Here is a 25,482-nt window from a genome sequence, read left to right as displayed (position 1 = left end):
CATCGGATATTGCTCCTCTCGATGTTTTTATTTTTCCAACAATTCTACCGTTTTTACCACATACGCAAATGCTTCTGCATTAAACTTTCGTAATTTTGAGAGCTTCGAATAGTTTGATTTACCTATATTACAATCCAGATATAAATTACAGTCTATAATTTTTTCAAAATTTGATTTTCGCAAAATACAAGCAGCAAGATACATTGTTTTACAGGCAGATTGCACCGCCTTCTCAGCAGAATATCTTTCATCATATATATGTGTGGAAATACTTTTTATTCCTGCCAGATACATTGGATATTCATTACCGAGCTGTCCTCTGCCAGCAATACAGGCAGCAGTATCTATTGTATCCATTAATACCTCATTTGCCGATATATCTAACCCTCTATAATTTATCTCCGTTTCAACGATAGCCATATAAGAATTATAAACATCTTCAAAATCATCAAATACATCGATCAACGCAGCTACATCATACATTTGTTTGATTATCTCAAGTTCTTTTCCTATTCCCAATGGTATACCCGTCGTATGTGGTGCAAATGCTGTTAATTTATCACCCAGAATACAATCTACCGATGGCAATACAACTTCTAAATCTTCCCCCTGTGTATTTAAAAGATCATTTTTAATAGGTTTTCTTACAATCCTTGCATAATGATTCTCTTCAAAGAGGATATCTAAAAGTATATAAAACAAAGTATCATTTTTCACTGGAGATTTATAATAAAATTTATAGTGTTTCTTTGCGATACCATTTTTTCCAATTCTCTCCTGTTGCACGACTTTCTCAAAAGGAAAGACATCTTTTACTTTCTTCAAATAACTTTCCACATCCGTTCCTTGTGGAACGATTATATCAACATCTGTCGATAATCTTCTTGGATGTTCAAGTAACAACATTAAACTGGTTCCACCCTTAAATATAAACGGCATCTTTACCTTGCAAAGAGCCTCCAGCAAACCAAACGCATAGATGCTTCTCTCTAAAATAAAAGTATCCGTATTTTTATTTTTTCTCAATTCATTTATATGTTCTAATGTATAATTATCCTTTGTAAGCATCCAATCTCCTATACAATCAGTTGTATGTTCGTGTTATCTTTTATAAAATCCCGAATTTCAATTTCTTTATTACGCCTCCGTGCATATCGAAATAACTTTGTTTCATCAATTTTGTACATGGAAAACATATTTTCCAAGGCCTGTGGATAATCAGAAAATGAAAGCATCTGCTTCAATTTTTTATTGGCAAACAAATCAACTACCAGCTTTTCCAGTGAAAGACCATACGCCGAACTTTCCCCTTTCGGAGACTCACTGACAAGACGATCTAGCAATATTGTTTCATATGTTGCATAACGCAATACATCTTCTACACTTGGCTTAAAAAGAACCTTTTTATTTTCAACTATTAACTGATCAAACACAAATTCACATCCTGTATGTTCAACTTCTAAAAAAATATAATTATATCCTACCTGATGATTAAAAAATTCATTCAACCATCGAAGTTCCCATATTCTATAATCCACCAATGGAAATTTCTGCTCCATCTCATCTATTATTTTTTTTGATCTGTCTGTATAGATATTTGTATATTTTTTCAGATGTTCTCCTGATGTACACTTCTTGTATTTATCACGACCAACTCTTTCTATCTCTGACATTCGAATCCAATATTCTATTAATCGCTTCATCTGTCCTTCACGAAACTCCGGTTGTACCTCAATCACAAGCTTCATCAATTCTTTTCTTGATATTATTCCATCAGGTATTCTTATCAATAAATCCATATTTTTCATTCTTCCATACAATCCAATCTGTAATTGGAATCCTCCTTTCCTCTTTTTCTAATCGTTTCATTATCTCGTTCGGCAAATTTTTATTTTTTTGCCGATATGGTCATTAATAGGATAACATCTTTTATAATAAAAGGCAATGACCAGAGCAGCATTTTTTTATTTTTTTGCCGTTCCGGTCATTTTGATAAGAATAATAATTATATACTTAAAATCTTCTTCCGCCCATACCACACATAGGTTTTTCTTCTGTTTCCGGTGTTTCTACTACATAATTTGTGCGAAATGCAGCATTTACTTCTGCAATTTCTTTCTTGCCATCAATGTAATCTCTGAAATATTCCATCAAATTCATACCGGAATTCTCACAGCCTTCTTCTTCCTCCCACTGTTTTACAAGTGCAATTCGTTCTGATTTTGTTGTGTCTTTAATTAATGTACTTTTCATCTGAAATTACCTTCCTTTTTTCTTTTTTTCCGGGATCTCGATTCCTCTTGCTTCTAACAGTTCCTTCAATGACTGTGGCTCATAATTCATATACGGTTGCATACAACCGACATTGATCGCCAGGAAATCCTGGTCTTCCTCATGAAGATCCTTGCGTTCATTCAGCCGCTTTATGCAGTCCTGAAAAAACACATCCTCCGGGGATCGGTGTGTATGCCCATACAACAGGATATTCCCTCTATGCTGACCATTCCAGAACAGGATTGGATAATGACAAAGCACCAGCTTATATGCATTTCCTCGAATGTTGTCTGTAATCTCTTTGTAATTACAAACCTCCTCAAATAACTGCCGGAGCCTGTAATCTGACAGATCATCATGGTTCCCATGCACAAGAATCTTATGTCCTTTTAACTGCGCAACGAGTGCAATCAATTCTTCACTTTTTCCCCGCTTACTGAGGTCGCCAAGGATATAGACCGTATCACCATTTGTCACCTTCCGGTTCCATCTGGCAAGCATATCGGTATGCATTTCTTCCAGTGTCTTATAATCTCTCTCATCATATCCGCTTCCGCTGCCTGCAAGCTGACTGGCACAGCAGAAATGCAGATCGCTGATATAATAATTCATTCCGTGTTTTCACCTCGCAATGTCCTTATGACATTTTTCCTCTCACCAGTTTACATTCTACCAAATAGGTATATCAATTCATCCAGTGGATCTGTTCTCCCTGAACCAGTGGATATCTAAAAAGCTCGGAGCCATCCAGATCACAATGGTACATATCCACACCTGTGATCTGGTGGTTGTCGTATGTTGTATAATAATAAATTCCTTTATCTGCATTACAGCAGGAAGTATAGAGTGTGATCTCATATTTGCCATCTGCCACTTCACAGCATCCACGCTGCTGATCGACCGATCCGAGAATATGGAAGAACTGGCTGATACTCTCTGCCTCGCTGTCACCGGATTTCGAATTCATTTTTGTAAATGCGACCTTCGCAAATCGTGACGCTGACGACAGATCACCCGGCAAACCAAGTGCACCCATGCCCCTGCTGTAAGACTGTAACTGCAGCTGCTCTGCGAAAGTATTTTCCGGCTGCTTCGGAGATAAGCCCTGATAATTATTCAATAAAAACATCTGTGTCTCAAATGGTGGATTGTTCGTGAGAACTCCGACCGGATTCTCATGTATATGCATTCCATCCGCCATACACTCAACTGTGATCGCAGCATTTCGATCTGCTATGATCCAGTGTAACTGTGCCGATGGAATCTGTTCGCTGAAAGGTGTTCCGACCAGATTCATCCGGTCAAGCAATGCCCGTACCTCGTCCAGATCCGCACACTGTCCAAGTATCCACGGGATAAATTCAAACTGCGCAACATTATCCCTGCCAGCTTCTACTGCCTGATAAACTGCATTTCCAACAAAATTAAGTCCCGCCATACCGACACCCTTTTCATTGATCGCATCATAATAAAGCGGATACCCACCTGCCACATGCGCCATGCCAATGATCGCATAATGTGAATTCCTCTTTCCCATATGACGAAACTCAAACGGGAACTTTCTCGGCGCCACCGTAATCTCATCCCCATAAGAAAATTCATAATCTAACGTTCTGCCAAAATAAAAATCCTTCGTTTTATACGTCGCTGCTGTACACATCTATAACCATCATCCTTTCCTGTTTTCTCAATTTTGCAATCTTGCACTCATCAAGTTCAAAATTATATTCTTATTATTTTCATATACTACACATGTTACTATTAGCATTCGCATAAAACAATGGTTCAATTATAAAAGAATTATAAAAAGCGGCATTCTTGCAAAAGCATTTCCGTATAACCAGCTATTCACTATAATATAACATCAGCGAGGATTTCGTTATGACATGCACATTGCCAGTAAATGCGAGTGCTTGTATGAGCCGAAGGCGAGTTGCACAGGAGCATTTACGAATCAGGCATGTGCATGGAATAGAAACCACAGCGAGTTATATATAGTGAGTAGCTGATTATACAGAAATGTCTCTGCAAGAATGACGCTTCCAGATTCTATTCTTCCATGTATTCAATATAATCTGTTTCATCCGCAAAAAGCTGGTATCTTCCATCTACATATCCCATATAACCTTCCGTTACAAAATATCCTTTTATCATAATTCCGATCTCCTGTACATTTGTTCTGTCCTATAAAGTTCCGATTTTCTTTGAATTTCCTGTATTTTTTATACAGTCAACCCGTTTATGGCTTTATATTACAGTTTTATATGCACAAAAAATCGTACATCTTTTAAACCAGCAAAATATCAGACAGATTTGCCTGAATTCCTGCTGCCACCTCCGGCTTGTTCATGGAATATACATGAATGTGCTTTACGCCATTTGCCAGAAGATCTATGATCTGATCAGTCGCATAAGCAATACCTGCCTGCTTCATTGCAGCTTCGGTATCTCCAAACCGGTCAACAATATTCTTGAAACGTTCCGGCACATTGCAGCCGGATAATTTGACGGCATTTTTCACCTGAACCCGCTTCGTGATCGGCATAATTCCCGGAATCACCGGCACAGCAATCCCAGCTTCTCTGATACGATACATGAAATTAAAGAAAATATTGTTATCAAAAAACATCTGTGTAGTCAGATATTCACATCCCGCTTCCACTTTCTTTTTCAGGTTTGCAATATCATCCTGCTTGTTTGCAGAATCCGGATGAACCTCCGGATAACAAGCTCCGCCCACACAGAAGTCTCCGCTCTCTTTTATTAATTTTACCAGCTCCGATGCGTGAGCAAAATCAGTAAATACCTGTCCATCATAATTCTTTGGAATATCCCCACGAAGTGCCAGGATATTTTCAATCCCTGCATTTTTCATTTCAGAAAGTGCTGTCCGGATGCTGTCTTTATTTGCGCATACACAGGTCAGATGCGCAATCGTCGGAACTCCGTATTTTTCTTGAATCTCATTTGCAAGCTTGATCGTATGTCCTTTTGTGCTGCCACCCGCCCCATATGTAACACTCATATAACTCGGCCGTAATGCCGCAATTCCAAGTGCCGCAGCTTCCACACTTGCAAAATCTGTATCCTTCTTCGGTGGAAAAACCTCAAATGACAATGTTGCTTTCTCCTGCCCTATAATATCTCTTATCTTCATGTATTTCCTCCTGTCATTTCATCTCTTTTGTATATCTGCAGTTGGGATAATTCGTGCATCCCAGAGAATTTTCTCATCCTTTTTCATTATATAAATTCTACGATAATATGACAATAACAACATTCTTTTCTGCCATACCATGAAAACTTTCGAAAAGTTTGCTGGCGTAATCCCACATTTTCCTGTATAGTATATGGGTATGTAATTTGTTTGGAGGAGTTATCAAAAGATGAAAAAACGTGAATCATTTAACAACAAATGGGGATTTGTCCTCGCCTGTATCGGCTCAGCGGTCGGCATGGGTAATATCTGGATGTTCCCAACCAGAGTATCCCTCTATGGCGGAGGCTCTTATCTGATCCCTTACTTCATATTCGTTATCCTGATCGGATTCACCGGTGTGATCGGCGAAATGAGTTTCGGACGTGCTACCAAATCCGGTCCGGTCGACGCTTTCGGCTATGCCTGTGGAACAAAGGGTAAACAAAAACTTGGCGAACTTCTTGGTTTTATACCGGTACTTGGCGCACTTGCCATGGCGATCGGCTATACTGTCGTAATGGGCTGGATCTTAAAATATATGATCGGTGCATTTACCGGTTCAACACTTGCACCGGAAAATGTAGAATCCTTTGGTGCCGCATTTGGCTCAACCGCTTCTGCATTCGGCAATAACCTGTGGCAGATCATTGCACTCGCTGTCGGCATTATCATTCTGATGTTTGGTATCGGAAACGGAATCGAAAAGGCAAATAAGATCCTGATGCCTCTGTTCTTTATCCTGTTTATCATTCTTGCGATCTATACCGCCTGCCAGCCGGGTGCTGCCGAAGGATATAAATATATCTTTCGGATCGAGCCAAAGGTTCTCGCCGATCCAAAGACATGGATCTACGCACTTGGCCAGGCATTTTTCTCCCTGTCTGTTGCAGGAAATGGGACACTGATCTATGGCTCTTATCTGCCGGACGAAGAAAATATACCGGAAGCTGCCGGACAGGTTGCTTTATTTGATACGATCGCTGCGTTACTTGCAGCCCTCGTTATCATTCCGGTTATGGCAACGACCGGTGCGCAGTTAGACCAGGGTGGTCCGGGACTTATGTTCATCTATCTGCCTGCCCTGTTCAAATCTATGCCGGGCGGACATATCATCGCCATGATCTTCTTCGTTGCAGTATTCTTTGCAGGCTTGTCCTCATTGATCAATCTGTACGAAGCTCCGATCGCAACGATTCAGGAAAAGCTTGGATTAAATCGTAAATTATCCTGTGGTGTGATCGCAGGAATCGGCGTGATCGTATCCATCTGTATTCAGGGAATCGTATCCGGCTGGATGGATGTTCTGTCCATCTATATCTGCCCGCTTGGTGCAGGACTTGCCGGAATCATGTTTTTCTGGGTATGCGGTAAGAAATATGTAGAGGAGCAGGTAAACCTTGGACGTGAAAAGAAGTTCACAGACAAATTCCTGCCAATCTGTAAATATGTCTATTGCCCTATCTGCATTCTGGTTTTAATACTTGGAATCGCATTAGGCGGAATCGGCTAAAACAGGGATAATGCGAGATTCAGATACTTCTATTTATAACAATACCCCTATTGAATAACACACTACGATTTCTGTTCGATGCACATGCCTGATTCGTAAATGCTCCTGTGCAAACTCGCCCTTTGGGCTCAAACATGCACCCGCATTTACTGGCAATGTGCATTCTCACAACGAAATCTCGTTCATGTTATATCAATAGGGGTATTATTATAAATATAAAATATCTGAATCTCGGCATTACTCCTCGTCATTAGGAATGCCATTTGCCAGGTATTCATTCCACTTGGCGTTGTTACGCTCCAGTTCTTTTTTCTGCATGATGCGGTTGCGGTCTGTGAGGATCGCGAGCATCTCATCTACGACCTCCTCCATAGGAAGGGTCTGATAATGTGACAAATAGCCGATCATACGACCGGCTGTAAAATCTGTATTCAGATTCTGTGTTATAACCTCGCAGAATTCCACCGGATAGCCCCGGTCAAGCATCATCTGATATAGGTTTTTACTTGCTTCTGATCTTGGTTTCATTTATGATCACCTGACTATTCTTTCGATATATATCTGCATATCCAATTATGCATCCAAACGGTTCGCTGATCGTCCGATCTGCTCTCCCATTTTCACCAGTGTTTCCATTCCTGATCCGGTATGTTCCAATAAATCCTGATCCGGTATCACGACATTCTTCTGTGTCAGCAGAATGATCGTTGAACCGCCGAATTCAAATCGTCCTTTTTCAACACCCTTATGAACAAATCCCAAGCCTTGCTGATTATTACTGATCTTACCAACCATCAATGCCCCGACTTCCATCTGAAGAAGCGTTCCAAACTGCTCCGTCTTTATCAGACAATACTCTCTGGAATTCATCTTGTAGATCGGACAGACATCATTTGCAACCGGGTTCACCGTATGCAGAATTCCTGCTATCTTACGCTGTTCGGATTTTCTTCCATCTGCTGCATAGCAATACCTGTGATAATCATCTACCGTCAATCGGATCACATAAATATGTCCGTCCAGATATCGCTTAGCCAGCTTCTTGTCCTGCAACAACTGTTCCAATGTATACCCGGTGTGTTTAATAAGAAAATGTCCATTTTCATGGATCTTATACACACTGACCTTTCCATCACTTGGGCTGACCAGCGCATTTGCATCCGGATTAACCGGTCGTTCTTCTGCTCTGATCTTTCGAGTGAAAAAATCATTATATGAATCAAATATCTGTTTCTCATATAAGGACAGATCAATGCCATTCTTCTTTACAAACCCCGGAACTGCCAGTCCTGAAATCCGGGTATCCAAAAATGCCCCGCCTATGCGGGACACTACCGGTGACAGAAAGGGACGGATCAGACACCTCGTCACTGCATGTCCATAGATAAATGCAAGCAGGCGATCCTGACCGGTCTCGCCCTGTCTTTTATGTCCTTTTCGATCTATATATATGATACTCATTTTCTTTTCTCCAATCTTCTCCTACCATATATGGAGCATTCGAAGTACCGCCAGCGTTACAACGCCAACGATGATCGCCAGTGTGCGGTTCTTTGGTTTACGGAATTTGAAATTTGTAATAAACAGCAAACCGACCAACAGTACCAACGCATGAAGGCTAAGCATGAATTCCCGCTTGCCAAGCATCGGCTTAAATACTGCCAGAAGTGGCAAAAGCACAGCCATAGATGTGATCGGAAGTCCCTGATAATATTTACGTTTTTCCTCTGTCTCATCCTGTCTGACTTCCTCAGAAACATTAAACCATGCCAGACGGATCAAGCCCGACAGCACATAGAATAACAGGATCGCAACACCAGTCAATCCACGCATTCCCATGCGGTAGCAAAGGATTGCCGGTGAAACTCCAAAGCAGACAATATCCGCCAGAGAATCAATCTGGATTCCAAATCGTTTTTCAACCTCTGTACGATCTTTCTTTGTCCGTGCAACCTTGCCGTCAAACATATCGCACAAACCGGAAATTGCCAGACATACAAGCGCCATCCGGCAGTCGCCATTTAACGAAAATAACATACCACCGATGGACACCATCAGACTGATATATGTAAGAATTACTGTATAATCATAAACACCTAACATTTCTCTACCACACTTTTCTTTTTTCTTCCAATAGTAAAATTTGCAACAATCGTAAATATCGCACTGAGGATCAGTTCCGTATAATACCCCAGGCCACGGGACAATACCATACCCGGAAGGAGAAGCATACTTCCAAATACCGGAAGGAAGATATCAAGGAATATCTTCTCACTGATTCCCATTCCGCCCGGAAGCGGCAGCATATCAACTGCAACCGCAATTGAGCCTTGAAGAAGTATCACGGTAAACGCTGATGTTCCTTTTAATCCAAATGCAAGATATACGAACCAGGTTGCTGCAAACAACGCAAACCGCTGCACCATCGTAATGAGGAATACAACGATCAGCACCTTTTTATTTTCCTGCAAATAAACAGCAGCCCCCCGATACTGATCCATCGACTGAACCAGCTTCTTTGCTCTTGACTTTCTATGTTTTAATATATGGATTCTTTCTAACAAAATATGCCCTTTGATCATAATTGACTTTGCAAAATTCGGATGAAATGCAAATACAACCATAATCGCTACACACACCACATTCAATCCCATTCCGAGATAAAACCAGAAGATTGCATCCGATAAATACCGATGTATAAATCCCTGCCCAAAAATCACCAATGCAACACCAAGCAGTACCAGTACCATCTTGTAGATAATGGTTATGATCAACAATACCATCGTTGAGATCGGAATCGGTATATCTTCTTTCTTCATATAGTAAACCTGTGCCGGCTGGCCGCCCGATGCAGACGGAGTAATGCAGCTAAAGAAAAAGCCAACGGATGAAAATAAAAAGCAGATCCATTTCTTTACCTTTATACCTAGTGAATGCATCAGATAATGAATAATGATAGATTCTCCCCATATGAAGATTATTACACAGATAACGCCGGGAATCAACCAAAACGGGTTCACAGTTTTAATTATTTCGATGATCCGCCCCATATCCTTGCCATGAAACACACCATAAAGGGTTGCTGCAAAGATCAGAAGCAAAAAAATTATATTAAATATCCATTTTTTCTTACTCTCCATACGTCCTCATTTCCAATTTCACTGCCTTATGCATGAAGCATTTTTACTGTTTCTTTACCATGTCTTTGCCAATATCTGTTTCAGTATATCACAACGTTTGAAAAAAATGTTAAATCTGACATTAATATCACATTAATAATATTTAATGTTGTATTGCAAAGTGTTTTTAATTCCTTATTCACCTTCCATCGCTTATATGACAACACAACTGAAAAAACATTACAGAAAAGCGTATTTTTTATAATCCCATCTTGACGACATTTGTCGATAGTGTTTAAATAGATTCTGCTTCTAATGTGTGAAAAAACATTTTAAAATACTACTTTGGGATTATAGATATGAAAACGATACAGTCAAAAGAAATGGATATGTTAAACGGGGGATTGGTTGGCAAGCTGATCCTTTTTTCACTGCCGCTTGCATTCAGCAGCATTTTACAGCAATTATTCAACTCCGCAGATGTCGCTGTTGTCGGCAGATTTGCCGGAGATAATGCGCTCGCTGCAGTCGGAAGCTGTGTGGCTCTGGTCGGCATCTTTGTCAACCTGATCGTCGGTCTGGCTGTGGGACCAAATGCCGTCCTCGCTAATCTGATCGGTCAGAAACAGCGTGACAAGATCAACGATATGGTACATACGATCCTGACATTTGGCACAATCCTCGGACTTGGGCTTATGATCCTCGGCTTTGCCTCTGCCCGGATCATTCTGGAATTATCCGGTACTCCGTCCGGTGTTCTTACCGAAGCACTGTTATATATCCGCATCTATTTCTTAAGCATTCCGTTTATGACCGTTTATAATTTTGGAGCTGCCATTCTGCGAAGCTTCGGTGATACCAGACGACCAATGTTCTACCTTATCATCTCCGGTATCGTAAATGTCATCCTGAATCTGATCCTCGTCATCTGCTTTCATCTGGGTGTTGCCGGTGTTGCCATTTCCACTGTAATCTCTAATGTTATCAGTGCTGTTATGGTCATGGTATACCTTTACCGCAGAGATGATGAATTTGCATTCCGGTTCAACCGGATGAAGATTGTACGCCCATATCTGCGCAAGATCCTTCAAATCGGTATTCCATCCGGTATCCAGGGAACCATTTTCTCGATCTCGAATGTTTTTATCCAGAGTGGTATTAATTCATTTGGCAAATTTGCGATTGCAGGTTCTTCTCTTGCGCTTAATTTTGAATATTTTACCTATGACATTGCAAATGCATTTGCACAGGCAACGGTCACCTTCACCAGCCAGAACTATGGCGCAGGAAACATCAAACGCTGCAAGAAGGTGTTCTGGTTAAATATGCTGTTTGGCATTGTCTTCACAGAGATTCTCGCAGTTATCTTTATCGTATGGAGTGACTTTTTCGTCGGAATCTACACAAAAAGTACAGCAGTCGCTGCCTATGCTTTGATCCGTATGTATCATGTCTGCTCATTGGAAGGTCTAACCACTACTTATGAAGTTGAAAGTGCCGCTCTCCGTGGTATGGGCAAATCAGTGGAACCTGCAATCTTCACCATCTTAGGAACGGTTGTTTTCCGCTTGATCTGGCTTGGAACAGTCTTCCGCCTGCGTTCAACATTTGACTGGCTGCTGAATGTATATGCGGCTTCATGGATATTTACCGGGTGCGCACTGTTTATCGTGTATGTAAGACATATGAAGAAGGTGGAGGGGAATTTTGCTTCCACCCATCAAAATCTGTAATAAATTATTAAATTAAATACTTTTTTGTCTGTCAAATTTCTGGTATATTGTATACATATATTATTAAAGGGAGGGTAACATATGAGTCAATATCATTCACTATCCAATGAAATTTCTGAACGGATCAAAGAAGACCGCATAAAACATACAGAAAATCCATACGCATGTAAAGATACACAGATCATCAGGCGATATGCGAATCATGACAATCCAAAACTCTGGCGTCCTGCTTTTGTAATGGACGTCGAAAAAATCCTACATAATAATTATTACAATCGATATTCAGATAAAACGCAGGTTCTATCCTGCTATAAAAACGATGATGTCTCCCGCCGTGCACTTCATGTACAGTTAGTTTCAAGAATTGCACGCACAATCGGTGCAAGTCTCAATCTTAATCTAGATCTTATCGAAGCGATTTCACTTGGTCATGATATCGGACATACCCCTTTCGGTCATGCAGGAGAACGTTTCCTGAATGAATTATATTCAGAAAATACAAGCCGCTTATTTAATCATAATGTCCAAAGTGTCCGGGTTCTGGACAAACTGGTCTGCCGAAATGTCAGCTTACAGGTCCTGAACGGAATTCTTTGTCATAATGGTGAAATGGAACAACAGGAATATACCCCTAAAAAACTGAATACTTTTGCTGAATTTGATAGAAATGTTGAAAGCTGCTATACCGACATCACTGCAAATAAAAAACAAATCCCATCAACTTTAGAAGGGTGTATTATGCGTATCAGTGATATTATTGCATATATCGGAAAGGATCGGCAGGATGCAGCCAAGATTGGACTTGTTCCAGAACAGCCTCCATTCTCCTCCAGAGCTATTGGCACTACAAATGCAGAAATTATTAATAACATGACTGTCAGTATTATAGAAAACAGTTATGGAGAATCATACATCAGCATGGACGAAGAAATCTATGAAGCTTTTTCCCTCGCCAAAAAAGAAAACTATGAATGGATATATGGTAATCCTAAAATTGAGGCTATGTACACAAATAATGTCAGACCAATGTTTTATGAACTTTATACAGAACTATTAAAACAAGCAAAAAACCATGATAAAAACTCTATTCTGTACAAACACCATATTGAATATCTGCGAACAGCCAATAAGGCTTCCCGCTATTTTAATGTAAATACTTTCATAGATGAATACTGGAATAGTGATCCGAATGACATTGTAGTTGATTTTATTGCCAGTATGACAGATGATTATTTTATTGATCTCTATCACTATCTGTTTCCAAATGGGAAATATGATGTAAATTATATTGGATATTTTGACACTATTTTCTGATAGATGTCATCCCTTGTTCCCCAATGGGTGGGGAACAAGGGTATAAAATCCAAATTTCTGCCATTTTTATGATATCTTTCTTCTCCTTTTATCTATATTAAATACTTCAATTTGCATTCTTCACTATTTTAGGACATCTTTCTATATTTTTATATTCATATACCCCACTATAAGAATCTTTAAACATATACTCTTTTGTATTAAATATGTAGCCGCCATTATTATCTATCTGGAACGGAACAACTAAAATTTTATCGCCTGATGATGAAAGAACAACATATTCTTTATCGTAAATAACAAATTCATACCGTGTTTTGTCCTCTATCGATATACTAAGTTTTATCATTGTACCAACAAGCATCATCAATATACTACCTAATAAAGCAACTGTTAGTATCGGTTATCCCTGTGGGTAAACACGACCTCACAATTCATCTGAGAAAGCACAGACATGACTTCCCCAAGATCCTGTTCCGATCTTCGGATCACCTGCTTCTCCAGATTTTCCTGCTGGCTCTTCGGCATCTCCAGATAATGAAGATACAACGATGTCTCCAATGTTCGGGAATTACAGATGCTTTTGTGAAAATAACTGCTGACGATCATGTAGAGCACATATGTGGTCTGTTCCTGAATGTTGTTTCTTTTTTCTGTAAATTTGTATGCCATATCAGCACCTCCATTGAAAATAATATAAAAAAGGTATATATCCGGACAGACTTTTAGCCTCGTCCTAATATATACCTTGTCTTTTCAATTATTTTCGATGTTTTTCCATTATATATAAATGCAGATAAATATGCAAGTACTTTTATCTATTTGCACTATTACTCTAAATGAGCAGACCATGTATGCCAGTCATATGGATCATACTTGTTGATATCTACATAATAATCACCCTTCATTAACTCTTCGATCGTATTATATTCATTCAAAGCGAACTTACATGATGCAGAAGTTAATGTACTATAAGTTGGTTTATGCCAACCCGTAGGATCAAACTTAAATTCTGGACTGTCCGATGCATACCCCTGAACCTCACATTCTACAAACTTACCCTGCCCCATAAAAATCAGTGTCACCATATGTCCACTTGCATTATGCGGCTTTTTACTTGCAGCAGAATAATACCGGCTATAATCATTATAAAGACCATTTTCCCCATCATATGAACAGAATAATATTATATAGGGATAACCAAGTTCTGTCATGGCATTTGCTACCGTCGCCGCACCCCAGCATGTATACTCTGAATAACTATGACTACTGCTCCAATATTTAAGTGCCGTATATGTTTCATAATCTGTCATGTTTGGTGCACATTTAGCAACATCTTTTAACATATCTTTTAGAAGCACTTCGCTTTCATAAATATACACAGGTTCTATGAACGGATTATATCCTCTATATTTTCTGTAGTCATATTCCTTGGCTTTTGAATATCCATTTGATACCAGTGTTACAACCTTTGCATCACCAAAATATACACCTACCGATTGCTTTTTATCCAACAGACAGCTTGCATTTACAAGTATGTATCCAACATAGCCCTGCTTATAAAGGGCCTGCTGCATTTTATCTTCAACCGGCATTTCATTATAATATGTCACCGATATATTTGTTGCTACCTGAACATCTTTTCTGTTCGGAATGTATTGCGAATGTGAAAAACTGCTAAATCCACATTTTTCATTATATTCTGTATGAATTATAAAATTATCCTTCAGCCTCTGCTTAATAAAGATCGGAAAATAGCACTGTGCAAAATTCTTTGAAGTTCTGTCCTTTACATCGCCATCATAACTCGAATAACCGGTATATTTAAAGAATGGAAATGCGTCCTGCTTGTATGCAAGCTCTATCCCATTTACTGTCTTAGTAGTCATATGATAATCTGGTACCGGTACCTTTTTCGTTACTTTAGACCATTTGGAATAATATTTTTTCCCGCCTATTTTCTTATAGGAACGTATGCGGAATGTATATGTCGTCCCATATTCATAAATCTCAACATTGTAGTTGCTATAATAAGCTTCTATTTTCTTCTTTGTTAATTTATTTCCATTTTTCCCATTATTTTTTACTTCTATGTCATATCCATCGATATTCATAGCCGAATTGTTATCCCAGCTAAAGCATAAAGCATCCCCATAATACTCACCGCTCTTAATTGTGCCACTCAGACCTTTTACCGCAGGAACCGCTATGCTATATTCTATGGTTTTGCTTCCTTTTAATTTTGTACCTTTATATTTGCCTTTTAAGGTAACTTTAATTTTGTACTTACCCGGTTTGACGGGCTTTTTAGGATATATAACCTTATAGTTCTTCGGTTTTAATTTCTTCCCCTTATACTTCACTGTAACTTTCGGTTTAATTTTCTTTCCTGTATAAGCATAAGTTTTTTTACTCGTAGTTACCGTCCATTTCGAAGTTGTACCTTTTGCATAAGTCTCTATATCGGCTCCCTGAAATGCAAATATACCGAATACTAATAAAATAACTACGGCTAGTAAAAGTCCTCGTTTTCCTCTCATATTTTTCTCCTTCTAAAGTATTAGCTATAATACCCATTTTTATTAAATTAAAAGACCCAACGTGGTCCGCATCGTTGAGAGGCGTGTTGGGTTCTGTTAATATTTATTATAGGTAGATCAACGAAAAAAATCAACAATAGTTATAGATCGCTAATTATATTTTTCTTTTACCAATCATCAACCACCTACATTTCCACAGAAATATGGTGATTATCTTTTGTTGTCAATTCATTCATATAAAAATGTCTATCGATATTCTTCTATCAGTTCAATGGCTTCTTTGATCATACCGTCACAATGTGGTTTCTTCTGACCGCCCGCCTGTGCATTTGCTCTTAACAGATCAAAGCAATTTATCATACCATTATGATTCTCTTTCATCTTTCTCTGGAACTCTCCTACGATATGAGGATCTGAGATTCCCAATGCTCCAAGTACCATCAGTGCTCCTGTCACAGCTCCACATGTACTGCCTGACTTCATTCCTCCACCAAAATTTGTACCAAGTGCCTTCATCTGGCTCTCCGACAAACCAAGCTCCTCTGCATAGGTCATCATTATCGTTTCCGCACAGTTCGGGCACATCGCATTACTTCTTAACTGCATTGCTTTTTCTATGTGTTTATCCATAAAAAACCTCCTGTTTATCATTTGTATATCTGGATATAAAAATACCCATTTGCCATTGTTTTTAATGAGCAGCATACTTTTCGGTAAAAATCATCTGCTGAATTAAAAATATAATTGTAAAATTATTATACAAGATACAAATACCATCGCAAATACCTTTTCATCATTTTTTCACATGCCTCAAAGAAAAGCTATCTAAAAAAACAAAACGATGTGAAATAGAGTAGTTGCTATTAGTCGCAAATTAGTAGCAGAGCAAAAGAAAAAGTCTCGGAAGCCGCTTGTTTAGCGGGTTCCAAGACTTGTGGCTCTTATTCAAACTCGATTTCGGCAACTATATATTGTATCTAATCAAATTGTAAACATCTATATTTGGTACAATTATTCTTAAAATTCTACATATTCTTTGTCGTTTTTGGACTTTTTGCAAGCATTTTGCAATCATTACTATTTCAATATTAATATGTTCCAGCATTACTAATAGCATCTTCTATTAGTTGTTATTTGGCATCGGCATCATCCCCCTTTACACCACTTTTAATGCTAAGCAAAGAGTTAATCAATTCTGGATCAGGTAAAGCGCCAAGCGCACCTTTTCTATATTTTTCCATAACATCTGTCGTATCTCGCACTCCCTGCTGTGCTGTAAAATCTGCAAGTGAATACACATATACGCCTTCTTCATCCTTATGAACAAACCAAATCTGCTCCTTCCGGAACATTCTCTTGCAATCCATAAGATTTATATCATGTACTGTAAATATCATCTGTGCACTTGTATTCAATTCATTATTAAACATAGCAACAATCGCCCTAGTAAGCTTAAAATGAATACTGCTATCCAACTCATCCACGACTAAGATCCTGCCTTGTTCAAGTGCTTTAATTACATAGCTGGCAATAGCCGCAATCTTCTTTGTTCCTGTGGAGTCAAACATCATGCTTGGCACATGGACTCCCTTATAAGTGGATACCAATCTGATTTGATCCATAATGTTCTCTGGAATATCTAGCATTTTCTCATCTGGCTTTTCGACGCCTTCACCAGTTTTCAGCTGTATCCTATCCATATCCACATATTCAAAATTATCCATGTATAAGTCAGCATTTTTTATGAACCCAACAACCTTCTGCTGCAACTGATTCTTATTCTTCATGAGTTCAATCGTGCGCTGCATAGGTATGTTATTCATATTGATGATATCAATTTTTTCTGCAAATCCGACAAGGATCTGCTTCATCTCATTGATATGTTCGAATTTACTTGTATCTACCACATAGCATAACAAATTATTCTTTGATACAACTGAAATCATAGTCTGAACAGATTCATCAATACACTCATATATTTCACTAACAGTATCTTTTTTCAACCAACAAACTACCTTTTCGTTGTTGTACTTATCTTTAAATATCTCCGAAAATGACTCATATATATATTCTTCTTTTTCTGCGTCATACTTAAAATCATAAGAAAATTTTCTTCCAGATGCCATAAATGTAACACCTAATTCGCATACATCATTATCAGTAAATATATTCGGCATCAGTCCATTTTTCTTATTTAAAAGCACATTTCTTATTGCCCTAATACACTTAATTAAACATGTTTTCCCTGCATTGTTTGGTCCATATATTCCTACCGTTTTAAGGACATTAAAATTGTTCTCTTTATGAACATTGGCTCCAAATTTTTTATTTCGCATATCTGCTTTCATTGAAAATGTAATATCATCCTCAAATGCATAACAGTTTTTTGCTCTTACCTCTATAATCATGGCTCATTCCTCCAAGTCACTTTTTCTATTTACTTATCATTATTATATCACCGATTATTTTTTATGCAATTTTTTTTCATAAAAAATATTAATTTTTGAGATTTAATGTTCATTCACAAAAACAAAAAGCAGCCTCTCGGCTGCTCTATCTGTATATCCACTATATTACTTTCGTTTCATTCTCTAATCTCACTCAATGCAATTTGCCTCTATACTTTCTTGATTGGATGTCTAATTACAGTTTTCCATTTTTCAGGAGCAACCTTTCTTGCATCGGACATATAAATCTCATGGTGTAAACGCTGTTCATTTATATTATTCTCATAGCCCTGCTCCTTCAAATAATCCTCCAGCAAAGCTATTGTTGCAGGTTCCGAATCAAATGAACCTTGATGCATAATCTGGACACAAAGCCCCTCATCAATCGTTAAAAACTCTGCCGGCGAACAATCTATTTTTTTCTTCTTGGTTGCTGTTTGTACCGCCCATGCAAAATCTTTTTCGGTTATAAAATCAGGCAAACGAATAACAGAAATCCAATTAAATGTATCTTTGTTGCTATAATCAATTCCTTTGACATTTTCTCGCCTGTCGGTTCGGTCAGTTCGCATCTCAGCATCCACAGGATGCTGCTCACCCTGCCACCAGAATCCTTCCAGCGGCGGTACTACATATTCAAAAAATCCTTCAATTTTATAATCTGTCTTATAACTCATTTTTAATGTATAAGCAACTGCATATAAAATGCTTATTGCCTGCTGGTAATCACCACACTCTACATTCGGATTTCCCTTTCCGCGAACTGCAACATAATTCATTGGAGGAATTTTTACAATTTCCGGTTTATTCTTCGGCATATAAAATTCCTTGTATTCTTTTTTAAAATCAAACGCCATCTTTTTTCATCCTTTCTTTAATCTGTCTACTCGCTCCTGTATATTACGTTCAAATTCTTCCTCTGTAAAAGCAGGATCTTTTGTTTTTCTCCATATATCACAAGGGATATGCTCGCACTCTCCACATCCTTTCATGTCTTTTTGATTTACCACGCATTCATATATTGGACACGCCTGACCATCCGGTGCATGAAATACTTTTCCAAGACTTGCACTACACCCCTTGCACATATTTCCAAAGCACCCGCACTTGGAACAATCTGTGCCACAACAGCTTATTATATTTACCGATTGAGCCACTTCTAATATTTCCCTCTGCTTCTTTTTACTAAATCCACCAAGCACAAGTTGATACGATTTATCCAATAAGTCTTTCAATAAATTGTCGGGCACTTCACCATCTGGTTTTATTGAATTCCAATGGGTTTTATTCATATAATATCCAGGAATGATATCTTCGTACTGTTGACGCAAAAAATCACCTTCCGTTGGTTCAAGTTTTAGGGTAATATAATATGGCTCATCCGTCTCCCATACCAAACAGACTGCGACAAACATTTTCCCACCTACTTGATAACGAATCCAATTCCAATCCTTCTGGAGATCTTTTGTCACTCCTGCCTTGCTAAGTAAATATTCGTCAATCCATGTATACCTCATAAAGCATTTCTCCTTTTTTATTTTATAGCCAAAATTTTACCTTCATATTTCTTTTTCATACATTCGATATTGACCTTAATCTCCTCCCGTATTTCCTCTGGTTCTAATAATTCTACCTTGTCCCTGAAGGACAGCAACCATGTAATCAGATTTTCCTTATCTGTGTAATCTGCGTGAAACAAAAGTTTTCCATTCTGCTGCACACTGAAACATTCCGGTCCAAATTCCTCAACCAATCTCCATTTGCAGTCTTTCTCAAATAATGCTTTGACCTTTATCCCTCCGGGAAATATCTTTTCATCGCTTAAATCCGGCATTGGCACCTGCCTTCGGGAAAACTCCTGCTCCGATATTATTACCTCATCCATTCGGTTCAATTTGAACAATCGAAAATCACCACGTTTTATACACCATCCCCATACATACCAGCTTGACCACCGAAAAATCAGATAATACGGCTCAATGCAACGTGCAGACTCTCCTTTTGGAGAATAATAGACGAATTCCAGTTTTCTGCATTTATCAATTGATGTGCGTATCAATTCGATTTTAGGTGCAAGTGAATCCTTATACCAAGAGGATAGATCAATCAATACCGTCTGGTTACCCACCATAAAATCAGATGAACCAACTGACAGCTTTTCCATCAATTGTCCATACCTGTTTGTTCCATTCACACTGTCCAGACTGCGCAGTCCTGCAAGAATATCCTGCATTTCTCCCCGTGTAAATAGTGTCCTATCCAGTCTATAGTTCTCCATAATGGAAATACCGCCATTCACACCCTGTTTTGTTACAATGGGAATCCCCGCTTTGCACAAATCTTCTATGTCTCTGTTTATGGTTCGCCGGGATACCTCAAACTTTCCTGCAAGATAAGGTGCGGTAACCGTATCTTTTTGTAACAGCATTGACAAAATCCCAATCTGTCTGTCTATTTTCATGATTTCTCCTTTAACAACTCCTATGATACTATACAAAACACGTCAACTGTATGTCATGTTTTAATTATACTTATAAAAAGTCTTGTCTTCAATTATTTTGTCGGTTCAGTAAAACAATAATCGCATATTATCTGTTCATTTCCTTACGGAATCCCCATAAATAAAAAAATTTTCTCTCTTATCATGTAAGATATACTTTTAACAAGAAAAAAATACAAAGGAGATTTTACAATGAACGACTTACAAACACTTATCAAAAAATATATGGATTACTGCAATGTGCAAAAATGCCTGGATGAAAAAACACTTAAAGCATATCGGATTGATTTACGACAATTTTCAGAACAGATATGTACTGATGAAGTAATACAAGTCAATTCTGCTATATTGGAAAGTTTTATTGCTACCTTACACTGTCAATACAAACCTAAAACTGTAAAGCGCAAAATTGCATCCATAAAATCCTTCTTTCATTTTCTGGAATATAAAGATTTCATTGAACAGAACCCTTTTAACAAAGTACTGGTGCATTTTCGCGAGCCAGTTAAATTACCCAAAACAATTCCTTTACCTGTTATAGAAGCTTTGTTAACTACTATTTATTCACAACACAAGAATGCCGGAACAGCCTACCAAAGAAGAAACGCTTTGCGTGACGCGGCTGCCATTGAACTTTTGTTTTCAAGTGGAATGCGTATATCTGAGCTTTGTGCGCTACATGTCAATGATGTAAATTTATACGACGGAACAATTCTTATATACGGTAAAGGGAATAAAGAACGTCGCATTCAAATTGGAAACGAATCTGTTCTTCAGATTTTGAGAGAATATCAAAATAACTTTAATACTGAAATCAATCATTGCAACCATTTCTTTGTCAATCAGAACGGAAATGCTTTATCTGACCAGGCGGTACGCAGAATGATAAAAAAATATTCTGACATGACGTCTATTAATATGCATATTACTCCCCATATGTTCCGGCATACATTTGCAACCAGTCTTCTGGAAGCAGATGTTGACATCCGCTATATTCAGGAAATGTTAGGTCACAGTTCTATTAATATAACGGAAATATATACACACGTCGCCGTGGCAAAGCAAAGGGATATTTTGGTTTCGAAACATCCTAGAAAGGATTTTAGGATATAAGGGTGTTCAGCAATCCTTTGATATGTTGTTGAGGGTTTGCTTTTGTGGAGGATAATATTTTATTATCCGTTACTAAAAAACTGAGGTAAAAAATAAAATGAATGAATTATCAAAATATAAATATGTTGCTAATGATTTTAATGACCTATGCAATATCATAGGAAATTGGGAGTATCCCAAAGTTTGTGTAAACCTCCAAACTGATGTAAGATAAAATTACTCAGTCTGGAGGTTATTTTTATGGCAAGAAGAAAAGACAACCCACAAAAAGCAGCAATGAGAGAAATGATGCGTGACTATCTGAAAAATAATGATATCAGCATCAAAGACGGCGCCGATGTAAATAGCATCATGCGTGACATGATGTCTGTCCTTTTGGAAGGTGCTTTGGATGAAGAACTGGATGAGGAATTAGGATATTCCAAGTATGACTATCGAAACAAAGAAACAGACAATAGTAGAAATGGACATTCCAGCAAAACCATGCACACCAGTTATGGAGATATGGATGTGGCGATTCCAAGGGATCGTAACGGTGATTATGAACCACAGCTGATTAAAAAATATCAGAATACCGTAACTCAGGACATGGAAGAAAAATACTTTCCATGTATGCCAAGGGAATGACAACTGGAGACATTGAATCTCACATGCGTGAATTATACGATATTGATATTTCTGACAGTACAATCAGCAGGATCACAGATAAAATCCTGCCGATTGTAAAAGAATGGCAGGAACGCCCTTTGGAAGAAGTGTACGCTGTAGTATTTATGGATGTAATCCATTATCATGTCCGTAGCGAAGGACGTATTGTAAAACGTGCAGTTTACATTGCTCTTGGTATCGACATGAATGGAAAAAAAGATGTCCTTGGAATGTATGTTGGGGAAAACGAAAGTGCAAAGTTCTGGCTTTCTATCATGAATGGATTAAAAAACAGAGGTGTTGAGGATAGCCTGATTGCATGCGTTGATGGTTTAAATGGATTTCCACAGGCAATCGAGGCTGTTTATCCAAAAACAGAGATTCAGCAGTGTATCATTCACCAGATCCGCAATTCAACGAAGTTTGTCTCCTACAAAGATATCAAAAAACTGATGGCTGATCTGAAGCTTGTATATGCGGCTCCAACGGAAGAAACAGCTTTAAATGAGTTAGAATTGTTCAAAGATAAATGGGATTCCAAGTACCCGAAAATCTATAAATCCTGGCATGATAACTGGGCAACCCTGTCCACTTATTTCAAGTATCCAGAAGCTGTAAGACGTTTGATTTATACCACAAATGCTATTGAAGGATTCAACCGTCAGCTTCGGAAAGTGACCAAAAGCAAGACAGTTTTTCCGTCAGATGATAGCCTTTTAAAAATGCTGTATCTGGCAACTATGGATATCACGAAAAAATGGACCGGACACAGGCAGGACTGGGGGCAGATCCATTCCCAGCTGGAAATCTATTTTGAAGAACGTCTAATCGGACGCAACCTGTAAAAACAGCTTGTTTTAGGCAGGTTTTATTGACATGCCCAAAAACTCCTGTATAATGCAGATATGGGCAGAATCCGGGAAATCGGCTCTGCCCATTTGTAACTATTCACAAATCTTATATCAGTTTTTAACGTTTACACAAAACTTGAAACGGTCTCTGTCCTTGACAAAGGGTACACTTTAATTTGGTTATTTCTCGGTACACATTTGTGCGTTTTATTCTTCATATTCATCATATTTTGCATTTTTGTGTACCTCGCCCCAAATTTTTAGAGCCAAAATGGAGCCAATTAAATTGCTGAATCACTCATCACTTTTTCTCCGGTTCTTCCTGAAGCGCTTGAATGACTTGGGTAAATCCTTTCATCTCCCGTTTTGAATTTATAGCAAATGCTTGTGCTAAAAGAACCGCTTGTGTCACCTCATCTTTTCCAGATAATTCCTTTAAAATCAATGAAGATGTCTCTGTCCTTTGCTCAAGGGGAATCGAAAGAATATAGGATATTCTTTCCGATGATTTTTTATTTTCCTCAATAATCCTCTTATATTCGTCATTTTCCATAGACAATGGTGTCCCTAACTCATAATACGGTATCCCATTATCCGCTACAATCCATAATAATCCAAACACTCTTTCTTTCTCAAGAGTCAATAATGAATCACTAAACACTGTATTCCAAAGAAGCGCATAAAATTCATGAACTGATAATTTCTGGCTAACCACTTTTCTTCTAACAGAATTTATTGCTTCATCAACGTATTTTCCATAAAGCTCTTTTAGACTATCCACTTCCCCCTCAGTAAAGTATCTTTCCACTTTTACACTTTCGTCAGAATCAACTTCCCCAATTTTTTCACAGATAAACTGAAAACACTGAATTCTTTTTTCTGCATTTTCTTTCATAAGCATACTATATAATTCATAACATAAATCCTCTAGTTCTCCGCTCCATGTCTCCAATATTTTAATGTAATTATCCATCTTGTCCTCCATTTCAATTATCAATATATTTAGTCACCCAACTACAATACAAGTCGCTAGGCAAACTGATTAGTAAAGCTAATATAGTTAAGATATCATTTCCTTTACTTCCTAAAACAATAAAATTCCAAAACATTCCAGCCAATATAATCATAAAAAGGAATACTATTACCACTGCCAAACCTGATATAATCCTAAATTTATCTTTCTCATGATTTACTTTATATAAATTACCATATAGATCTGCCAAAGCAATTATAACACCCAACAAACCAATAATTTGTATTCCCTTGCTTTGTTCATCTTTCAGTAATAGTCGAATAATCAAAACTATTAACAAAAACACAAACACTGCCCATTTATCTAACTGTTTATCTTTCATGACAACTTTATTAACCTTGCTCTTTTTAATTCAAATACATCTGCATATTTTTCTTGTATCCCTATATAATCATCTTTAAATATACAATCTAAATATTTCTGTATTTCCTCAATAGTTTCATTTTTAGAATTCGCTATTTCTATTTGTATATGTCTCTTTCTCAAAAATATATAGTATTTTTTTTCATAACCTTCAACAACATCAGGCAAGCCTTTTAACTTATAATACTTCTTTGTCCTTAACAAGATTTGAATAAGTGAAATATATTTAGGAGTAGTAATGTTAATCACCATTTTCATTACCTCCTACAATATTCGTTATGCCGCCCAAAAAATACAATGGATTTTTTCTGTATGGAGCCTGTTTTTCTATGTAAAAATTTAAATTTTCAAATTCATCAATTATTTCATTTGTTATATTATCCTGATTCCAATCTTTCGTTTTTTTTCTAAGTTCTTCAATTAATTCATGCGAAAACCCTAATTCTTCTGCCTCTGAAAGCAATCTTTCTCTTTTTTCCTCTCTCATATACATCCGAAGACCAACATCTTTTCTATCTTCTAATGTATTCTTTTCAAGATTTTCCAATTCTTCCATACGTTGTTTTAATTGTAATTTTTCTTGTTGTATTTTCCCCAATTGGTTATCATATTCTTCCAATGGGTTTTTCTTCCATATTCCCACAAGGATACTCTCCATATCTTTTAGTATAGCATTTTTAGTATATCACACTAGAGTTTCAAACGCAATTTTAAAATACACTATCGTTGTTGTGTAGGATTACAATACATGTGTTACAACTGAATATAAAAAAAGCAGAGATGCTTCTTTTGTGTTATATTTTAGTCACCACAACAAAAAAACAAAAAAGGAGTTCTCTGC

At 37.7% G+C, this 25,482-nt stretch carries 25 protein-coding genes and 2 pseudogenes; 5 read left to right on the top strand and 22 right to left on the bottom strand.

The features are described 5' to 3' along the window. Positions 1 to 27: 27 nt before the first annotated feature. The 6 genes from DWW85_RS00135 to metF all read right to left on the bottom strand — a co-directional run bounded on the left by DWW85_RS00135 (position 28) and on the right by metF (position 5,431). Positions 28 to 1,068 carry a nucleotidyl transferase AbiEii/AbiGii toxin family protein gene (locus DWW85_RS00135; protein ID WP_117807111.1) on the bottom strand — a complete coding sequence of 347 codons (1,041 nt, stop codon included), beginning with the start codon at positions 1,066 to 1,068 and terminating at the stop codon, positions 28 to 30. A gap of 8 nt (positions 1,069 to 1,076) precedes the next feature. After that, positions 1,077 to 1,808: a DUF6577 family protein gene (locus DWW85_RS00130; RefSeq protein ID WP_117807110.1), complete on the bottom strand. Its 732-nt coding sequence runs from the start codon at positions 1,806 to 1,808 to the stop codon at positions 1,077 to 1,079. A gap of 205 nt (positions 1,809 to 2,013) precedes the next feature. Continuing rightward, a complete protein-coding gene (locus DWW85_RS00125) occupies positions 2,014 to 2,253 on the bottom strand; it encodes a hypothetical protein (RefSeq protein ID WP_008399828.1) in 240 nt (79 codons plus the stop codon). A gap of 6 nt (positions 2,254 to 2,259) precedes the next feature. After that, entirely contained in the window at positions 2,260 to 2,886 is a 627-nt protein-coding gene (locus DWW85_RS00120) for a metallophosphoesterase (protein WP_021943307.1), read from the bottom strand. Between the two features lie 73 nt (positions 2,887 to 2,959). Next, complete coding sequence (bsh, locus tag DWW85_RS00115; RefSeq protein WP_117807109.1) at positions 2,960 to 3,934, bottom strand: choloylglycine hydrolase; 975 nt, start codon at positions 3,932 to 3,934, stop codon at positions 2,960 to 2,962. Positions 3,935 to 4,561: 627 nt separating this feature from the next. Next, positions 4,562 to 5,431, bottom strand: a complete 870-nt coding sequence (gene metF / locus DWW85_RS00110) for a methylenetetrahydrofolate reductase [NAD(P)H] (RefSeq protein WP_021943305.1) — start codon at positions 5,429 to 5,431, stop codon at positions 4,562 to 4,564. A gap of 229 nt (positions 5,432 to 5,660) precedes the next feature. Here metF and DWW85_RS00105 point away from each other — a divergent pair, with 229 nt between their 5' ends. Next, a complete protein-coding gene (locus DWW85_RS00105) occupies positions 5,661 to 6,983 on the top strand; it encodes a sodium-dependent transporter (RefSeq protein ID WP_117807108.1) in 1,323 nt (440 codons plus the stop codon). A gap of 237 nt (positions 6,984 to 7,220) precedes the next feature. Here DWW85_RS00105 and DWW85_RS00100 read toward each other — a convergent pair whose 3' ends face one another. From DWW85_RS00100 to DWW85_RS00085, 4 genes are read right to left on the bottom strand one after another with little or no spacing between them, the layout of a single operon-like run. Next, positions 7,221 to 7,511, bottom strand: a complete 291-nt coding sequence (locus tag DWW85_RS00100) for a hypothetical protein (RefSeq protein ID WP_117807107.1) — start codon at positions 7,509 to 7,511, stop codon at positions 7,221 to 7,223. A gap of 45 nt (positions 7,512 to 7,556) precedes the next feature. Next, positions 7,557 to 8,444, bottom strand: coding sequence for a phosphatidylserine decarboxylase (locus DWW85_RS00095; protein WP_117807106.1), 888 nt, complete (start codon positions 8,442 to 8,444; stop codon positions 7,557 to 7,559). Between the two features lie 21 nt (positions 8,445 to 8,465). Next, positions 8,466 to 9,086: a CDP-alcohol phosphatidyltransferase family protein gene (locus DWW85_RS00090; protein WP_117807105.1), complete on the bottom strand. Its 621-nt coding sequence runs from the start codon at positions 9,084 to 9,086 to the stop codon at positions 8,466 to 8,468. Next, positions 9,080 to 10,123, bottom strand: a complete 1,044-nt coding sequence (locus DWW85_RS00085; protein ID WP_117807104.1) for a lysylphosphatidylglycerol synthase transmembrane domain-containing protein — start codon at positions 10,121 to 10,123, stop codon at positions 9,080 to 9,082. The genes DWW85_RS00090 and DWW85_RS00085 overlap by 7 nt, the downstream gene beginning before the upstream one ends. A 338-nt stretch (positions 10,124 to 10,461) precedes the next feature. Here DWW85_RS00085 and DWW85_RS00080 point away from each other — a divergent pair, with 338 nt between their 5' ends. Together DWW85_RS00080 and DWW85_RS00075 are read left to right on the top strand one after the other, a co-directional pair. After that, on the top strand, positions 10,462 to 11,835 hold the full coding sequence (locus tag DWW85_RS00080; RefSeq protein ID WP_117807103.1) for an MATE family efflux transporter: 1,374 nt from the start codon (positions 10,462 to 10,464) through the stop codon (positions 11,833 to 11,835). Positions 11,836 to 11,916: 81 nt separating this feature from the next. Further along, the gene (locus DWW85_RS00075) at positions 11,917 to 13,149 is read left to right on the top strand and encodes an HD domain-containing protein (RefSeq protein ID WP_117807102.1); all 1,233 of its coding nucleotides are present in this window, start codon (positions 11,917 to 11,919) and stop codon (positions 13,147 to 13,149) included. Positions 13,150 to 13,255: 106 nt separating this feature from the next. Here the strand turns inward: DWW85_RS00075 and DWW85_RS00070 are convergent, their stop codons facing one another. The 8 genes and pseudogenes from DWW85_RS00070 to DWW85_RS00035 all read right to left on the bottom strand — a co-directional run bounded on the left by DWW85_RS00070 (position 13,256) and on the right by DWW85_RS00035 (position 20,594). After that, positions 13,256 to 13,513: a hypothetical protein gene (locus DWW85_RS00070; protein WP_117807101.1), complete on the bottom strand. Its 258-nt coding sequence runs from the start codon at positions 13,511 to 13,513 to the stop codon at positions 13,256 to 13,258. A 26-nt stretch (positions 13,514 to 13,539) separates the two neighbouring features. After that, a complete protein-coding gene (locus DWW85_RS00065) occupies positions 13,540 to 13,818 on the bottom strand; it encodes a hypothetical protein (protein ID WP_117807100.1) in 279 nt (92 codons plus the stop codon). Positions 13,819 to 13,976: 158 nt separating this feature from the next. Further along, a complete protein-coding gene (locus tag DWW85_RS00060; RefSeq protein WP_117807099.1) occupies positions 13,977 to 15,686 on the bottom strand; it encodes a hypothetical protein in 1,710 nt (569 codons plus the stop codon). A gap of 246 nt (positions 15,687 to 15,932) precedes the next feature. Beyond that, positions 15,933 to 16,316 (bottom strand): C-GCAxxG-C-C family protein, encoded by a 384-nt coding sequence (locus DWW85_RS00055; protein ID WP_044944522.1) that lies wholly within the window; start codon positions 16,314 to 16,316, stop codon positions 15,933 to 15,935. A gap of 500 nt (positions 16,317 to 16,816) precedes the next feature. After that, positions 16,817 to 18,094 carry an ATP-binding protein gene (locus DWW85_RS00050; protein WP_117807098.1) on the bottom strand — a complete coding sequence of 426 codons (1,278 nt, stop codon included), beginning with the start codon at positions 18,092 to 18,094 and terminating at the stop codon, positions 16,817 to 16,819. A 209-nt stretch (positions 18,095 to 18,303) separates the two neighbouring features. Beyond that, positions 18,304 to 18,990, bottom strand: a complete 687-nt coding sequence (locus DWW85_RS00045) for a GyrI-like domain-containing protein (RefSeq protein WP_117807097.1) — start codon at positions 18,988 to 18,990, stop codon at positions 18,304 to 18,306. Between the two features lie 300 nt (positions 18,991 to 19,290). After that, positions 19,291 to 19,650: pseudogene (locus DWW85_RS12815) on the bottom strand (MmcQ/YjbR family DNA-binding protein); the annotation flags it as partial. A gap of 17 nt (positions 19,651 to 19,667) precedes the next feature. Continuing rightward, on the bottom strand, positions 19,668 to 20,594 hold the full coding sequence (locus DWW85_RS00035) for a YafY family protein (RefSeq protein WP_117807095.1): 927 nt from the start codon (positions 20,592 to 20,594) through the stop codon (positions 19,668 to 19,670). A gap of 231 nt (positions 20,595 to 20,825) precedes the next feature. Between DWW85_RS00035 and DWW85_RS00030 the strand changes: the two genes are divergently transcribed. Then, positions 20,826 to 21,746 (top strand): tyrosine-type recombinase/integrase, encoded by a 921-nt coding sequence (locus DWW85_RS00030; RefSeq protein ID WP_117807094.1) that lies wholly within the window; start codon positions 20,826 to 20,828, stop codon positions 21,744 to 21,746. 276 nt (positions 21,747 to 22,022) lie between these two features. Beyond that, positions 22,023 to 23,239: pseudogene (locus DWW85_RS00025) on the top strand (IS256 family transposase). A 307-nt stretch (positions 23,240 to 23,546) separates the two neighbouring features. On the opposite strand, the gene DWW85_RS00020 reads toward DWW85_RS00025, so the two are convergent. The 4 genes from DWW85_RS00020 to DWW85_RS00005 are packed head-to-tail and all read right to left on the bottom strand — an operon-like array spanning position 23,547 to position 25,284. Then, positions 23,547 to 24,218: a hypothetical protein gene (locus DWW85_RS00020; protein WP_117807093.1), complete on the bottom strand. Its 672-nt coding sequence runs from the start codon at positions 24,216 to 24,218 to the stop codon at positions 23,547 to 23,549. Between the two features lie 13 nt (positions 24,219 to 24,231). Then, complete coding sequence (locus DWW85_RS00015) at positions 24,232 to 24,600, bottom strand: hypothetical protein (protein WP_117807092.1); 369 nt, start codon at positions 24,598 to 24,600, stop codon at positions 24,232 to 24,234. After that, a complete protein-coding gene (locus tag DWW85_RS00010) occupies positions 24,597 to 24,893 on the bottom strand; it encodes a hypothetical protein (RefSeq protein ID WP_117807091.1) in 297 nt (98 codons plus the stop codon). Before DWW85_RS00010 ends, DWW85_RS00015 begins: the two co-directional genes overlap by 4 nt. Continuing rightward, positions 24,883 to 25,284: a hypothetical protein gene (locus DWW85_RS00005; RefSeq protein WP_117807090.1), complete on the bottom strand. Its 402-nt coding sequence runs from the start codon at positions 25,282 to 25,284 to the stop codon at positions 24,883 to 24,885. The genes DWW85_RS00010 and DWW85_RS00005 overlap by 11 nt, the downstream gene beginning before the upstream one ends. Positions 25,285 to 25,482: the final 198 nt, after the last annotated feature.

The sequence above is a fragment of the Clostridium sp. AF17-21AC genome (genome assembly GCF_003461365.1).
Taxonomy (GTDB): Bacteria; Bacillota; Clostridia; order Lachnospirales; family Lachnospiraceae; genus Coprococcus; species Coprococcus ammoniilyticus.
The sequence above is the reverse complement of the archived record's forward strand: the minus strand, read 5'-3'. Positions and strand labels throughout refer to the sequence as shown.